Origin of the sequence: Ensifer sp. 2TAB8 (assembly GCF_052115125.1) — a bacterium.
Lineage (GTDB): Bacteria > Pseudomonadota > Alphaproteobacteria > Rhizobiales > Rhizobiaceae > Ensifer.
This window is the reverse complement of sequence record NZ_JBFRGB010000003.1, coordinates 298,173-313,021: the sequence shown is the minus strand read 5'-3', so window position 1 is coordinate 313,021 and position 14,849 is coordinate 298,173. Positions and strand designations below refer to the sequence as shown.

Genomic DNA, 14,849 nt, shown 5'->3' with positions numbered 1-14,849 from the left:
TTCTATGAAACCACGGTTTCGTGATGTAGATTTCATGAAACTAAGTTTTCACGTTGTTAAGCCATAAAGGGGAACGAACCATGGCAGCGGAAAATATGGTGCCGTCCGGCAGGTCATCGCCGGTCATCAGACAGTTGGAATCAGCCTTCACCAAAATCGGCGTCACCGGCGCCCACAAGCAGATCCTCGCCCTCGTGCTCATCGGCTGCCTGTTCGACAGCTTCGAGCAGAACACCATCGGCGTTGCCGGCCCGATCCTGAAGGAACATTGGGGCCTGACCGGAACCGACATCGGCTTCCTCAACACCATCACCTTCGGCAGCGCCGCGATCGGCCGGCTTCTTTCGGGCATTCTCGGCGACCGCTACGGCCGCCGCGTGATGCTGACGATCAACCTCCTGCTTTTCACCATCGGCTCGGCCGCCTGCGCCATGGCGCCGAACTTCGCAACGCTCTGCTTTGCCCGTGCCATCGTCGGCTTCGGCGTCGGCGGCGAAATCTCGACGGCGGTGACCATGCTGTCGGAATTCTGCTCGCCGAAATTCCGCGGCACGGCGGCAGGCCTCGTCAATGTGGGTGCCGGCGGCTTCGGCAACTTCCTGGCGCCCGCCTTCGGCCTGATGATCTTCACCCTCTTCCCGGGTGAAAACAGCTGGCGCTGGCTCTTCGCCGCACTTGCCCTGCCGGCCCTGCTCGTCGTCTTCTACCGCCGCTTCGTGCCGGAAACGCCCCGCTTCCTGGCGTCTCAGGGCAAGATCGACGAGGCCAACAAGGTGCTTTCGATCCTTGCCTCCGGCTCGCTGCGGCCGCGCAACCTCAAGGTCCAGGAATACCTGACCAAGGACCACCTGAAGGACGAGGAACCGGTCAAGAGCGACTGGAAGGAACTCTTCCGCGCACCCTATCTCGGCCGCACCATCCCGGTCGCCATCGCCATCCTGATGAGCTACGGCGCCCAGCTTTCGGTGCTGACCCTGATGCCGATCATCTTCGTCTCCATGGGCTACACGCTCCAGGGCAGCCTGCTCTACAGCATGATCATCCAGAGCGGCAGCGTGCTTGGCGCCATCGCCGCCTCGATGTTCGGCTATTACTTCCCGCGCAAGAAGGTGCTGACGCTCGGTGCCGTCTTCGCTTGCCTTGCCGCGGTTTCGATCGCGTATCTCGGCACGAACATCTACCTCGTCCTGACGTTCGGAGCGATCTTCCAGTTCTTCGTACTGCTGCTCAACACGTCGATCTGGATCTATGCGCCTGAACTCTTCCCCACCCGCATCCGCGCCTTCGGCGTGGCGCTGATCCTGGCAACCGGTTCGGCCGCGGGTTCCTTCATCCCCACCATCGCCGGCGCGCTCTTCGACGTCTACGGCATGGTCGGTGTCTTCGGTCTCGCCGCCAGCATGTATGCGGTCTTCGCCTTCTGCATCCAGCTCGGGCCCGAGACCTACGGCATGTCGATGGAGGATCTGACCCAGCCTGCAGGTGCCGACCTTGCAAAGGCTGACACCTCTGAAATCAAAGTCGGCGCGGAACTGAGAACGTGAGCTCACATATCCTTCTGATCAACCCGAACAGCTCGCATGCCACCAGCGACATGATGGTCGCCATCGCACGCAAAGCTGCATCAGGACGCATGGCCGTGGCAGTCGCCACGGCCATGCGGAACCCACCGATGATCGTGACCCCCGAGCAACTGTATGCAGCCGCTGCCGAGGTCGTCGAGATCGGCGAAAAGCATGAGACCGGATGCCTCGGCATCGTCGTCAGCGCCTTCGGCGATCCCGGCCTTGCCGCCCTCAAGCACCGTCTCGCGATCCCCGTGATCGGTATCTGTGAGGCCTCGATGATCGAGGCCTCACAGGGTGGCCGCAAGTTCGGCGTCGCCACCACGACGCCGGAACTGATCCAGGCGATCGACGACCGCGCCCGCGACCTCGGCGTCTGGAACCAGTACACCGGCATCCGCTGCACCTCGGGCGATCCGCTTGCGCTCTCCGCCCACCCGGAGCGGCTGCTGAAGGCCCTCGCCGCCGCCGTCCGCCAATGCGTCGAACAGGATGGCGCCGAAGCCGTCATCATCGGCGGCGGCCCGCTCGGCCAGGCGGCCGAACAGCTCCAGCCGCTGTTTTCGACGCCGATCATCGCGCCGATTCCGAGCGCGATCGATCGCATGCTCGACCTGATGCAGGTTGCCGCCTGACAGGCCCCATCGCCGCAAACCTCGCCCGAAAGGAGTAGGGGCCGTACCGCCGTAAGCCTGTTTCCACCCCTCGCTCTGTGGTATTTTCGCCCTTTCCAATTGAGCGAGACCGAAGCTGGGGCGGAGGTTGGGCGATGAAATCTCTCATTGCTGCGCTCGCCGCGGTGGCGTCATTTACCGCGGCGGCGATGGCGGGTCCGTTGCACGACGCGGCACGGGACGGTGACGTTGGACGCGTCAAAACCTTGCTCGACCAGGGAAGCAGTATAGCCGAGCCCGATGCGGCCGGTGAGCCGGCGCTGTTGATCGCCGCTCTCAAAGGACGCACCGAGGTGGTCGCTCTTCTCATCGACCGCGGCGGCGACATCGAGATTCGCAACAAGGGCGGCCTGACGGCCCTGCATGCGGCTGCCTATGGCGGCAATCTCGAAACCGTCAAACTGCTCGTCGCCAAGGGCGCTGCGGTCAACGACGTCTCCAACTTCTACAAGATGTCACCGCTGCATGCGGCAGCCGAAGAGGGCCATGCCGAGGTGGTCGCCTTCCTGCTCGCCAACAAGGCCGACATCGAAGCCAAGGAGCGCAATGGCTACACACCATTGACGCAAGCAGGATGGCGCTCGCACTGGCCAGCGGCCGAGCTTCTCCTGAAGGCCGGAGCCACCTGCCAGAAAGCCGACCTCGTCGGTGAATGGCTCTACGGCGAATGCACCAAACGACAGTAACATCCGGAAACGGAGGGCATGACATGTCTGGATATCCGATAACGGGCGCGATCGCGGCGACAGCGGCGCTGTTTGCATTCGCCGGCCCGGCACGGGCGGAAGAGCCCGTCAACACCGGCTATTTCGGCGACGTGGCGATCAAGGGTTATGATCCTGTCGCCTATTTCACCGAGAGCAAGGCAGTGGAAGGATCGCCCGAATTCACCTACCGCTGGCTCGGCGCCACCTGGCAGTTCGCCAGTGCCGAACACCGCGATCAGTTCATCAAGGAACCGACCCGCTATGCGCCGCAATATGGCGGCTATTGCGCGGATGGCGTTTCCTTCGGCACGGTGACGACCAACATCGACCCGAAGGCCTGGCGCATCATCGAGGACAAGCTTTATCTGAGCTACGATCCGGGCGCTGCCGACGGTCTCGTGAAGAACCCGAACAAGGTGGTCGATTCGCGCAAGCATTGGTCCGAGGTCGAGCAGACGCTGCTCACGGAAAAGGCGTCGATCAACTGGACGAAACCCTCGCCCTGAAATCGATCCACTTAAGCGTGGCCGGATGACCGCCGTCATTTCTCGATCGAGAAGAACTTCAGCGCCTGCGGTGTCACGTTGATGTAATCGGCGGTGCGATCACCCCTGGCCGTATTGCGATAGACGTAGCCGCAGACCATGCGGTCGAGGAAGTACCCGTCGTATTTTTCGCAAAGCTGGTTGCCCTTCACTTCGACACGGCCGGTGATGTTCGTATTGCTGGTGCGATAGGCGGTATTGCCCGCCTTGTCGAAGAACTGTGCGAAGCTCGTGCCGTTCTTGTGCACGCCCACCCAAGTCTTGTCGACGGTCAGTTGCTGCAGTTCAGCCGGCCCAAGCCGATCGCTGGGCGCACCGACGAAGCCGAAGGGCCATTCCGGGATACCCGCAACGCGCAGGCCAAAGAGATGGCGGTAGAGATCCTCTTCGCGCCAGTAGTCGTAGAGATAGCCGTAATAAGTGAGGTTTGTGTCGGGAAAGAGCTTCAGGAGTTCTGCCGCTTCCGCCGCCGCACTCTGTTGATCGCCGCGCTGTGCATAGGCCGAGGCCAGATATTCCCGCACGGCTTCTGCCTTCGGAAGCGATTTTCCAGCCGTCTCGATCAGTGGGATGGCGCGTTCCAGGCGGCGCGCCGTGTAGTAGACGATACCGGCAAGTAGCTGCAGGCTGGAGGATGGTGACGGGTCGAGCCTCAAGGCCCGGTCGATATCCTCGATCGCCTGCTCGTGTTCGCCGGTCTGGGCAAGCACCAGCGCCAGGTTGGCCAGCGCCTCGGCATCGTTGGGCTGTGCGGAAACGGCCCTGAGCGCGGATTCCTTCGCCTCCGTCGCACGCCCGTCGACCAGCTGTAGCAGCGCCAGCACCGTATGGGCGCGGGCGTTGTTGGCGTCGAGCTTCAGCGCCTGACCCGCTGCATCATAAGCAATCTTGCGCGCCACGGCCGCCGACCAGAGATAGTTGTAGTCGTTGCGCCAGACGTCGACCGCGACGCGGGCAATGCCGGCGTGGGCATCGGCGAAATCCGGGTCGAGGTCGATCGCCCGCTGATAGAAGGAGAGCGTCTGGCGGTAGGTGTCGACGTCGCGCCAGACGAGACCCTGCTGCTCGGCACGCATGTAGTTGTCGTAGGCTTCCAGATTGTCGGTTGGAATGCGCGCCAACTGGTCGCGCTCACCCTCGCTGAGCTTGACTTCGAGCGCGGCAATGATCTTGCCGATGACATCGTCCTGGACAGCGAAGAGGTCGGCATATTGCCGGTCGTAGCGCTCGGCCCAAAGCGAAAGTCCGCTCACCGCGTCGATCAGCTTGACGTTGATCCGCAGTCGTTGGTCGGCACGCTGCAACGTGCCCTCCAGCACGTAATGCACACCCAGTTCGGCCGCCACGTCCTGGATCCTGGTGGCGTTGCCCTTCAGCGCAAACACCGAATGGCGGGCGATGACGAACAGGCCGGAGACCTTGGACAGTTCGGTGATGAGATCGTCCGTCAGCCCTTCGGCCAGGTGATCGTGGTCGCTGTCGCCACTGACATTGATGAAGGGCAGCACCGCAACGGAAGGCTGGTCCGGCAGGGGATAGGCGAAGCGCTGCGCCGGGCCTATCGACGAGATCAGCATCCAGGGCTGCCACCAGGCGAGCAAAGCCACCAGCACCAGCGCGAGCAAGCCGATCCCCACGCCTTTCAGCCGGGCAGCGGTCGGCGCTCCCTTCTCGGCGATCGTCTTGCCCGCGGCTTCTGGGGCGAGAAGCACGCGGTAGACACGGATCGGCTCGGCGATGCCCTTGACCGTCTGCTGCCCCAACGATGCAAAGCCCACCTTCAGCCTGGAGCTGATCTGGTCATAGGCCGTGCCGGAGATCGCAATGCCGCCCGGCTGCGCCAGCCCCTGCACGCGATCGGCGATATTGACCCCGTCGCCGTGAATGTCGTCGCCCTCGACGATGATGTCACCGAGGTTGATGCCGATGCGGAAATCCAGCCTTTCGCCGTCCGGGCCCTTCTCGTCCTCCACCGTTGCCTTGCGCCTCTGGATGTCGATCGCGCATAGCGCCGCGTCGACGACGCTGCGGAATTCGACGAGCAGGCCATCGCCCATCGTTTTCACCAGGCGACCGTGATGTTCGTGAAAGAGCGGCTCCAGGATGTTGGAAAGGTCAGACTGGAATCTAAGGCGCGTCCCTTCCTCGTCCAGCCGGCTCAAGCGGCTGTAACCGACGACATCCGCGATCAGGACGGCAGCGAGGCGGCGCTCCATCGACGAGCTCTCAACGTACGATGTACTCCAGCGACAATGTTACCGCAGCTTGGCGGGCGGCGCCATCGGCGCGCTTGGGCGGGAGCGGTCGCCAGCGCCGTAACCGTTACGTACTTGAAGTACCCCGCCGAACTGGCACGATCGTTGGCGATCATCCGAAGGAACCAGCCATGCTCAAACGACGGTCTCTGTTGGTGCTCGGCGCTCTTGCGACCGCACTACCGGCACTCAAGGTAACGGGGGCGAGCGCTGCCGATGCGGGCCTTTCCGCAGACGAAGCCCGCGCCATTGCCAAGGACGCGTACATCTACGGCTTTCCGCTGGTCGACAGCTACCGGGTGCAACATTCCTATTTCGTCGATCGCAACAGTCCCGAGTTCAAGAGCGGCTGGAACACGCTCAACAACATCGCTCGGGTCTATACGCCCGAGGACAAGGCGATCCAGACGCCGAACTCCGACACGCCCTATTCCTTCCTCGGTGTCGATCTGCGGGCCGAGCCGCTGGTCCTGACCGTGCCGGCCGTCGAGAAGGAGCGCTACTATTCGCTCCAGTTCGTCGACATGTACACGTTCAATTTCGCCTATGTCGGCAGCCGCGCCACCGGCAATGAGGCCGGCAGCTTCCTGCTGGCGGGACCGGGCTGGAAAGGCGAAACTCCGCCCGGAGTAAAGGCGGTGATCCGCTCGGAAACCGAATTCGCCTTCGTGCTTTACCGCACGCAGATGTTCAATCCCGCTGATATCGAGAACGTCAAGAAGGTCCAGGCCGGCTACAAGGTCGAGYCGCTGTCGACGTTCCTCGGCCAGCCGGCACCGGCGCCCGCCGTGGCCGTCGATTTTGCCAAGCCGCTCAGCCCAGAAGAGGAAAAAACCTCGCCGGACTTCTTCAAGATCCTCAACTTCGTGCTCGGTTTCTGCCCGACGAATCCATCCGAATCCGGCCTGATGGAGCGCTTCGCGAAGATCAATGTCGGTGGTGGGAAGAGCTTCGACTTCGATACGTTCTCTCCGGACATGCAGCAGGCGATCGAAGGCGGCATCGCCGACGCCTGGGCCGCCTTCAAGGAGTTCAAGGAAACCGAACTCGATACCGGAAAACGAACGAGCGGCGACAGCTTCGGCACGCGTGAATACCTCAACGGCCGCTATCTCGACCGCATGTCCGGCGCCGTGCTCGGCATCTACGGCAACTCCAAGGACGAGGCGATCTATCCCGCCTACTTTACCAGCGACGACAAGAAGCCGCTTTCGGGCGAGAACCGGTATACGCTGCGCTTCGAACCGGGCATGCTGCCGCCGGTCAACGCCTTCTGGTCGCTGACGCTCTACGAACTGCCGCAGAGCCTGCTCTACGCCAATCCGCTCAACCGCTACCTGATCAATTCGCCGATGGTTGCGGATCTGAAGAAGGACGCCGACGGCGGTGTGACGCTCTACATCCAGCACGAGACGCCGGGCGCCGAGAAGGAAGCCAACTGGCTGCCGGCACCGAGCGGCCCATTCTTCACGGCCATGCGGCTCTATTGGCCGAAGCCGGACGCATTGGACGGCAAATGGAAAGCGCCGCCGATGCAGCGCGCCAATTGATCAAAAGGAACTCCGAAGATGTTGCATTCCCGTTCTTTCTTCATGGCTGGTGCATTGGTAATCGCCGGCGCCGCACATTCGAGTGCCGCCGACCCCGTGACCGTCGGTGTCGACAACTTCATTCGCGCCGAGAGCGACATGTATGCGGCCAGCATGGTCAAGGACGGCGCCTTCGGCAAATTCCTGCACCGCCGCGAACCGGCTTCGATCGACAATCAGACCGTCATCCGCCTCAACCGCGACACGCTCTATTCATCCGCCGTGTTCGATCTCGATGCCGGTCCGGTTACCATCACCATGCCGGACGCGGGAAAGCGCTTCATGTCGATGCAGGTGATCAGCGAGGATCACTATGTACCCGAAGTCGTCTACGGCGCCGGTGAAACGACGCTGACCAAGGAAAAAGTAGGAACCCGATACGTCGTCGTCGGCATCCGTACCCTCGTCGATCCAGCCGACCCGAAGGATATCGCCGCGGTGCATGCGCTGCAGGACGCAATCAAGGTCAGCCAGAAGGCTGAGGGTAAGTTCGAGATCCCGGCCTGGGATCCGGCCAGTCAGAAGACCGTGCGCGAGGCGCTGCTGGTGCTTGGTTCCACGATACCGGACTTCAAGAAGGCCTTCGGCACCAAACAGGAGGTCGATCCTGTTCGCCACCTGATCGGCACCGCGACCGGATGGGGCGGCAATCCGGACAAGGACGCGACCTATCTGAACGTCACACCGGCCAAGAACGACGGCAAGACGACCTACAAGCTCGATGTCAAGGACGTGCCGGTCGATGCCTTCTGGTCAGTCAGCGTCTACGACGCGCAAGGCTTCTACGAGAAGAACCCCTACAACGCCTATGCGATCAACAACATCACCGCCAAGAAGGGTGAGGACGGCAGCGTCTCGATCCAGTTCGGCGGATGCGACGGCAAGATCGCCAATTGCCTGCCCGTGGTCGACGGCTGGAACTACACGGTGCGGCTCTACCGACCCCGCAAGGAAATCCTCGATGGATCCTGGCATTTTCCCGAGCCACAACCTGTGAACTAGGCTTCCCGCATCACGAAACAGGCTGCGGAGGTCGCCTGCATGGAGTTCCGGGATGACGACCTCGCGGCTTTCGCCGAGCATGGCGCAACGCCCCTGCCCGCAGCAACCGTCGAGGGGCACGTCGAGCATAACGGCGCGCGCATCTGGTGTGCTGCCTACGGATCGGGCACGCCGGTCATCCTGTTGCATGGCGGCCTCGGTCACAGCGGCAACTGGGGCTTTCAGGTCCCGGCACTGCTTGAGACGGGCCACCGCGTCATCCTGATCGACAGCCGCGGACACGGCCGCAGCACCCGCGATGCAAAGCCCTACACCTATGAACTCATGGAGTCGGACGTGCTCGCGGTCATGGACAGACTGGAAATTCAAAACGCAGCCTTTGCCGGCTGGAGCGATGGCGCCTGCATCGCGCTCGTTCTTGCCTCGATGGCACCGGAACGCGTAAGCGGCGTGTTCTTCTTCGCCTGCAACATGGACCCGAGCGGAACGAGGGAGATCGAGCCCAGTCGGGTGCTCGACCGTTGCTTCGGACGGCATTCCGCCGACTACAGAGCATTATCGGCAACGCCCGATGTTTTCGGCGCTTTCGTCGATGCCGTCAGCGCGATGCAAAAGACCGAGCCGAATTACACGGCCGAAGACCTCGGCAGGATCCGCGTGCCGGTCGCAATCGTCCAGAGCGAAAACGACGAATTCATCAAACGCGAGCACGCGGATTATCTCGCCCGCAGCATTCCTGGCGCCGCATTCATCCTGCTTGATGGCGTCAGCCACTTCGCACCGCTGCAGCGGCCGGACCGCTTCAATGCCGCACTCACGGCCTTCCTTGCTGCACTGGATGATGAGACCGAACGCGACACGCAGCGCCGGCAATGACGGGCCGGATTCGACTCGCCATCATTCCCTATCGCAACGTTACTCTGCTGCTTCGGTCTCCGGCATCGGCACATAGTTGAGGATCGGCGACAGCCAGCGCTCGACCTCACGCACCGGCATGCGCTTGCGTTCGGCGTAATCCTCAACCTGATCGCGTTCGACCTTGGCGACACCGAAGTAGTAGGCCTCGGGGTGGCCGATATAGAGGCCAGACACCGACGAGCCCGGCCACATGGCATAGCTCTCCGTCAGGCTGACGCCGATTGCCGCCTCGGCATGGAGCAGCCGGAAGAGCGTCGCCTTCTCGGTATGGTCGGGTTGGGCCGGATAGCCCGGCGCCGGACGGATGCCGGCATAGGGCTCGCCGATCAGCTGCTGAGGCGTGAAGGTCTCATCGGCCGCGTAACCCCAGAGCTCCCGTCGCACGTGCTCATGCATGCGCTCGGCGAAGGCTTCGGCGAAGCGGTCGGCCAGCGCCTTGACCATGATCGAGGAGTAGTCGTCGTTGGCGCGTTCGAAACGCTCGGCGATCGCCACTTCCTCGATACCGGCCGTCACGACGAAACCGCCGACATAGTCGTTGGAGCCACTCTCGGCCGGCGCGACGAAATCGGACAGCGCCACGTTGGGGCGACCATCGCGCTTGCTGAGCTGCTGGCGTAGCGTGAAGAAGGTCGCGAGCGGCGAAGTCCGATCTTCGCCGGTGAAAAGCCGGATGTCATCGCCGACCGTGCCCGCCGGCCAGAAGCCGACAACGGCCTTCGGCGCAAACCACTTTTCCTCGATGATCTTCTTGAGCATCGACTGCGCATCATCGAACAGCTGTCGGGCCGCAGCCCCTTGCGCCTCGTCGTCCAGGATCTTCGGATAGACACCCTTCAACTCCCAGGTCTGGAAGAATGGCGTCCAGTCGATATAGCGGGCGAGTTCTGCCAGGTCCCAGGTGTCGAATACGCGCGTGCCGAGGAAGGACGGCGCCTTCGCCCTATAGCCGGACCAGTCGATCTTGTGCTGGTTGGCGCGCGCCTGCGACAGCGGCAGCCGGCGCTTTTCCGCCTCGTTGCGCGCATGCGCGTCGGCAACCTTGCGATATTCCGCCCGCACCGTCTCCATGTAATTGTCGCGCGCCTCCGGCGACAACAGGCTGGAGACGACGCCGACGGCACGGCTGGCATCGGTGACATAGACGGTCTGGCCGCGGTCGTAGCGCGGGTTGATCTTGACCGCCGTATGCACGCGACTGGTCGTCGCGCCGCCGATCAGAAGCGGCACGTCAAAACCTTCGCGTTCCAGTTCCGAGGCGACATGCACCATCTCGTCGAGCGACGGGGTGATGAGGCCGGAGAGGCCGATGATGTCCACCCTCTGTTCGCGCGCCACTTCGAGGATCTTAGCCGAGGGCACCATGACGCCGAGATCGATGATCTCGTAATTGTTGCAGGCAAGCACGACGCCGACGATGTTCTTGCCGATGTCGTGCACGTCGCCCTTGACGGTCGCCATCAGGATCTTGCCGGCGCTCTGGCGCGCCTCGCCACCATTGGCAAGCTTTTCCGCTTCCATATGCGGCAACAGCACCGCCACCGCCTGCTTCATCACACGCGCGGATTTGACCACCTGCGGCAGGAACATCTTGCCGGACCCGAAGAGATCGCCGACGACGTTCATGCCGGCCATCAGCGGACCTTCGATGACGTGCAGCGGTCGCGCAGCGGTCAGGCGTGCTTCTTCGGTATCGGCCTCGATGTACTCGGTAATGCCGTTGACGAGCGCGTGTTCGAGACGCTTCTCCACCGACCACTCACGCCAGGAGAGATCCTTCTCGCGCCCTTGAGCCCCGCCCTGGCCGCGATAGCGCTCGGCAATCTCCAGCATGCGCTCGGTCGAATCGGTGCGGCGGTTGAGCACCACGTCCTCGCAAGCCTCGCGCAGATCCGGATCGATCGCATCATAGACGGCCAGCTGGCCGGCATTAACGATGCCCATGTCCATGCCCGCCTGGATGGCGTGGTAGAGGAACACAGCATGCATCGCCTCGCGCACCGGCTCGTTGCCGCGGAAGGAGAAGGAAAGGTTGGAGACGCCGCCCGACACATGCACATGCGGCAGCGTCTTGATGATCTCGCGCGTCGCCTCGATGAAGTCGACGCCGTAGTTGTTGTGCTCCTCGATGCCTGTCGCCACCGCGAAGATGTTCGGGTCGAAGATGATGTCCTCGGGCGGGAAGCCCGCCTGTTCGGTCAAGAGCTTGTAGGCGCGCGTGCAGATCTCGACCTTGCGTGCCTGGGTGTCGGCCTGGCCCACTTCGTCGAAGGCCATGATGACCACGGCAGCACCGTAGGCACGGCAAAGTCTCGCGTGATGAAGGAACGCTTCTTCGCCTTCCTTCATGGAAATGGAATTGACCAGCGGCTTGCCCTGAACGCATTTCAGGCCCGCCTCGATCACCTCCCATTTCGACGAATCGATCATCACGGGGACGCGGGCAATGTCCGGCTCCGAGGCCACGAGGTTCAGGAACTCGACCATCGCCTGCTTCGAATCGATCAGGCCCTCGTCCATGTTGATGTCGATGATCTGGGCGCCGTTCGCCACCTGGTCGCGCGCGACGTCGAGAGCGGCCGAATAGTCGCCGGCGGTGATCAGTTTGCGGAACTTCGCCGAGCCGGTGACGTTGGTGCGCTCGCCGACGTTGACGAAGGGGATGTCGGAGGTGAGCGTGAACGGCTCCAGGCCAGAAAGACGCATCAGCGGCTCGACCTTGGGGATTTCGCGCGGCGGATGCTTGGCAACGGCCTTGGCAATGGCGCTGATATGGGCGGGCGTCGAGCCGCAGCAGCCGCCGACGATGTTGAGGAGGCCGTCGCGGGCGAAGGCTTCCACCTGCGCCGCCATCTGCTCCGGCGTCTCGTCATACTGGCCGAACTCGTTCGGCAGGCCGGCATTGGGATAGGCGCAGACGAAGGTATCGGCAACACCGGAGAGCTCATCGATGTGAGCGCGCATGGCATTGGCGCCGAGCGCACAGTTGAGCCCGATGGTGAAGGGCTCGGCATGGCGCACGGAATGCCAGAACGCCGTCGGTGTCTGGCCGGAAAGCGTGCGGCCCGAGAGGTCGGTGATCGTGCCGGAGATCATGACCGGCAGGTCGACGCCCTTTTCGGTAAAGATTTCCTTGGTCGCGAAGATCGCCGCCTTGGCGTTCAGCGTGTCGAAGATCGTCTCGATCAGAATGATGTCGGCGCCGCCGTCGATGAGACCGCGGATCTGCTCGGCATAGGCGATCCGGAGGTCGTCGAAGGTGACGGCGCGATAGCCGGGATTGTTGACGTCGGGCGAAATCGACGCCGTACGGTTTGTCGGTCCGAGCGCACCGGCGACGAAGCGGCGACGGCCGTCCTCGGCCTCGGCGCGCTTGGCGGCGCGGCGCGCCAGCCGGGCGCCGTCGCGGTTGAGCTCATAGACCATGTCCTCCATGCCATAATCGGCCTGGGCGATCCGGGTCGAGGAGAAGGTGTTGGTCTCGAGGATGTCGGCGCCGGCGATCGCATAGGCATAGTGGATATCCTCGATCGCTTTCGGCTGCGTCAGCGTCAGAAGATCGTTGTTGCCCTGCTGGTGACAGGCGCAGCCGCCGAATCGGTCGCCACGGAAATGCTGCTCGATGAAGCCGAGCTGCTGGATTTCCGTGCCCATCGCGCCATCCATGATCAGGATGCGCTCACGCGCCGCGCGGGCGAGCGCCTCTTTGATCTCGGAGCCATCCGGCTTGGAGGAAACGTCACCGAAAAGGGCGCCGATGGCGGACATGGGAAATCTCCCGTTCTGAAAACGACAAACAATAAGCGAGTCAATCACATAAAGATATCTTTATGTCAACATATGACATGATCACATTTGCCCGACAAATCAAAGAAAATGGCCCGCCGCAATTGCGACGGGCCATCGAGCACACCCCTGATTCGGAACGGTAATCCTAGAGCCGCGCCAGGCAGTCCTCTGTTTCGTAGATGGCGCAGAGGATGTGGTAAAAGCTGCTCGCCGGCGCCGGTTCGTCAACGAAGCTGCCGTCGGCCTTCTGCTTGTCGCGCCAGAGGCCAGCAACGGGCGTCTCCAGGAACGTCTGGAGTGCTGCAGCCGCCCGCGCGGCCGAAGCGAGATAGCGCTCACGCTCGGTGCCATTGGTAAGCGCCGCAAAGCGGACTGCCGCCTTCAGCCACTCGGTCTGCGGCCAGAGCCGCGCGATCGGGTCTGCCACCGAGAAATCGTCGAGAAGCGTCATGATCGCGACGTTTCGATCCGCGCAGATGCCATGGGCTTCGCCGATTTCGAAGAGCCGCCGCGCTTTCACGATCGCCTCGGCGCTGCCGCGACGCTCCGCCCAGCGAAGCAGCAGCCACGCCCATTCGAAGAGATGCCCGGGCTCGACGATGCGGCCCTTCTCGCCGGCCATCGGCGCCCAGTCGTGGTCGAAGAATTCGCGCAGCACCCCGATCTCGGCGTCGATGAAATGGTCCATCGCCAGATCCGCAATCTCGTCGGCGAGATTGGCCCAGGCGACCTGATCGAAACCGACTACGGCCTCGCTGGCGAGGCACGCCTCGAAGAGATGCATGTGCGGATTGGAACAGAGCGGCAGGCGTGGGGGATTGTCTTCCTCGAAACCGGCGACCGGATGCTTGACATGCGCCTCGATCCGAGACCGAAGATCGTTGCTGCGTTCGATCATCTCTGCCTTGCGCGCCGGCGTGACCTCGGCCAGATAGGCGAAGGCGAGCAGGGCGAAAGCCTGGTTGTAAAGATCGAAGGATCCGTCGAGCAGATTGCCGTCGGCATCGGCGAGCGCGCCGTAGAAGCCGCTCGGCTGCTTGAAGACGCGATCGAAATAGGCAAGTCCGCCTTCGGCAGCACCGCGCCAGTCACCGGACCAGCCGCGTCTGCCGGCTTCGGCAAAGCAATAGACCTGCCGCGGCTGTACACGCGCACGCCGATTGGCGCGCGTCGCCTCACCGGCCATATCGATAGTTTCGACAAAACCACCGGCCGCATCAACGCCCTTGTCGCGCCAGAGCGGCAGGGCTTTGTCGGCCAGCCATTGAGACATGCGCTGAGACTGAGAAAAGATATCGCCTGCCAACACTCAGCCCTCGAGCTTCAACGTGTCATGATCCTTGCCGAGCAAAAGCGCCAGCGCCTCTACGACCATGTTGTGGTCCTCGCGCTGCGGCAGGCCGGAAACCGTGACTGCACCGACGCAGCCCGTGCCCTTGACGACGATAGGGAAGCTGCCGCCATGGGCAGCGTAGTCGGCATCCGATAGCCCGAGCTTCGCCTGCAGATTGGTCTGCGCCTTCGCGAGCTCGCGGCCGGTGGCATAGCTGCTCTTGAACAGCCGGAACACCGTGTTGCGCTTGCGGCGCACCCAGTTCGGATTGTCGGGTGTCGCCCCTTCGAGCGCGGCATAAAACACCTGCATCGAGAAGAGGGTAATGTCGATGACGACACCGAGCTTGCGCTCGACCGCCATCTTGCGCAGCAGTGCGCCGAGTTCCCAGGCCGTTTCGAGATCAAAGCGCTCGAACTGCAATTCCTGTTCTTGCCGCGCGATGCGGCTCAGATCCTTGTCGATATTCATG

Annotated in this window: 11 protein-coding genes; 7 read left to right on the top strand and 4 right to left on the bottom strand. The window is 62.7% G+C overall.

Features of this window, described 5'->3' with window-relative positions:
* The first annotated feature begins 80 nt into the window (after positions 1 to 80).
* From AB4Z53_RS09505 to AB4Z53_RS09490, 4 genes are all read left to right on the top strand, one after another.
* Entirely contained in the window at positions 81 to 1,544 is a 1,464-nt protein-coding gene (locus AB4Z53_RS09505; protein WP_441595634.1) for an MFS transporter, read from the top strand.
* Positions 1,541 to 2,200, top strand: coding sequence for an aspartate/glutamate racemase family protein (locus AB4Z53_RS09500; protein ID WP_113541042.1), 660 nt, complete (start codon positions 1,541 to 1,543; stop codon positions 2,198 to 2,200). Before AB4Z53_RS09505 ends, AB4Z53_RS09500 begins: the two co-directional genes overlap by 4 nt.
* Before the next feature lie 134 nt (positions 2,201 to 2,334).
* Entirely contained in the window at positions 2,335 to 2,925 is a 591-nt protein-coding gene (locus AB4Z53_RS09495) for an ankyrin repeat domain-containing protein (RefSeq protein ID WP_113541041.1), read from the top strand.
* Between the two features lie 23 nt (positions 2,926 to 2,948).
* Positions 2,949 to 3,452, top strand: coding sequence for a YHS domain-containing (seleno)protein (locus AB4Z53_RS09490; RefSeq protein WP_223725720.1), 504 nt, complete (start codon positions 2,949 to 2,951; stop codon positions 3,450 to 3,452).
* 35 nt (positions 3,453 to 3,487) lie between these two features.
* On the opposite strand, the gene AB4Z53_RS09485 is transcribed toward AB4Z53_RS09490, so the two are convergent.
* Positions 3,488 to 5,707: an adenylate/guanylate cyclase domain-containing protein gene (locus AB4Z53_RS09485; protein WP_441595633.1), complete on the bottom strand. Its 2,220-nt coding sequence runs from the start codon at positions 5,705 to 5,707 to the stop codon at positions 3,488 to 3,490.
* Positions 5,708 to 5,877: 170 nt separating this feature from the next.
* Between AB4Z53_RS09485 and AB4Z53_RS09480 the strand changes: the two genes are divergently transcribed.
* Genes AB4Z53_RS09480 through AB4Z53_RS09470 form a run of 3 tightly spaced genes read left to right on the top strand, consistent with a single transcriptional unit; the run spans position 5,878 to position 9,213 of the window.
* Positions 5,878 to 7,296 carry a DUF1254 domain-containing protein gene (locus AB4Z53_RS09480; RefSeq protein WP_441595632.1) on the top strand — a complete coding sequence of 473 codons (1,419 nt, stop codon included), beginning with the start codon at positions 5,878 to 5,880 and terminating at the stop codon, positions 7,294 to 7,296.
* 18 nt (positions 7,297 to 7,314) lie between these two features.
* Positions 7,315 to 8,337, top strand: coding sequence for a DUF1254 domain-containing protein (locus AB4Z53_RS09475; protein ID WP_113541037.1), 1,023 nt, complete (start codon positions 7,315 to 7,317; stop codon positions 8,335 to 8,337).
* 39 nt (positions 8,338 to 8,376) lie between these two features.
* Positions 8,377 to 9,213, top strand: coding sequence for an alpha/beta fold hydrolase (locus tag AB4Z53_RS09470; protein ID WP_113541036.1), 837 nt, complete (start codon positions 8,377 to 8,379; stop codon positions 9,211 to 9,213).
* Between the two features lie 39 nt (positions 9,214 to 9,252).
* Here the strand turns inward: AB4Z53_RS09470 and metH are convergent, their stop codons facing one another.
* The 3 genes from metH to AB4Z53_RS09455 all read right to left on the bottom strand — a co-directional run bounded on the left by metH (position 9,253) and on the right by AB4Z53_RS09455 (position 14,848).
* Complete coding sequence (gene metH, locus AB4Z53_RS09465) at positions 9,253 to 13,023, bottom strand: methionine synthase (RefSeq protein WP_441595631.1); 3,771 nt, start codon at positions 13,021 to 13,023, stop codon at positions 9,253 to 9,255.
* Between the two features lie 166 nt (positions 13,024 to 13,189).
* Complete coding sequence (pmi, locus tag AB4Z53_RS09460; RefSeq protein WP_441595647.1) at positions 13,190 to 14,317, bottom strand: mannose-6-phosphate isomerase Pmi; 1,128 nt, start codon at positions 14,315 to 14,317, stop codon at positions 13,190 to 13,192.
* Positions 14,318 to 14,353: 36 nt separating this feature from the next.
* Positions 14,354 to 14,848, bottom strand: a complete 495-nt coding sequence (locus AB4Z53_RS09455; protein WP_441595630.1) for a heme-degrading domain-containing protein — start codon at positions 14,846 to 14,848, stop codon at positions 14,354 to 14,356.
* Position 14,849: the final 1 nt, after the last annotated feature.

What these genes read in the sequence shown, in the direction of transcription:
- AB4Z53_RS09505 (WP_441595634.1), top strand. Translation starts at nt 81, where the DNA reads ATGGCAGCGGAAAATATGGTGCCGTCCGGCAGGTCATCGCCGGTCATC.
- AB4Z53_RS09495 (WP_113541041.1), top strand. Translation starts at nt 2,335, where the DNA reads ATGAAATCTCTCATTGCTGCGCTCGCCGCGGTGGCGTCATTTACCGCG.
- AB4Z53_RS09490 (WP_223725720.1), top strand. Translation starts at nt 2,949, where the DNA reads ATGTCTGGATATCCGATAACGGGCGCGATCGCGGCGACAGCGGCGCTG.
- AB4Z53_RS09485 (WP_441595633.1), bottom strand. Translation starts at nt 5,707, where the DNA reads ATGGAGCGCCGCCTCGCTGCCGTCCTGATCGCGGATGTCGTCGGTTAC.
- AB4Z53_RS09475 (WP_113541037.1), top strand. Translation starts at nt 7,315, where the DNA reads ATGTTGCATTCCCGTTCTTTCTTCATGGCTGGTGCATTGGTAATCGCC.
- AB4Z53_RS09470 (WP_113541036.1), top strand. Translation starts at nt 8,377, where the DNA reads ATGGAGTTCCGGGATGACGACCTCGCGGCTTTCGCCGAGCATGGCGCA.
- metH (WP_441595631.1), bottom strand. Translation starts at nt 13,023, where the DNA reads ATGTCCGCCATCGGCGCCCTTTTCGGTGACGTTTCCTCCAAGCCGGAT.
- pmi (WP_441595647.1), bottom strand. Translation starts at nt 14,317, where the DNA reads ATGTCTCAATGGCTGGCCGACAAAGCCCTGCCGCTCTGGCGCGACAAG.
- AB4Z53_RS09455 (WP_441595630.1), bottom strand. Translation starts at nt 14,848, where the DNA reads ATGAATATCGACAAGGATCTGAGCCGCATCGCGCGGCAAGAACAGGAA.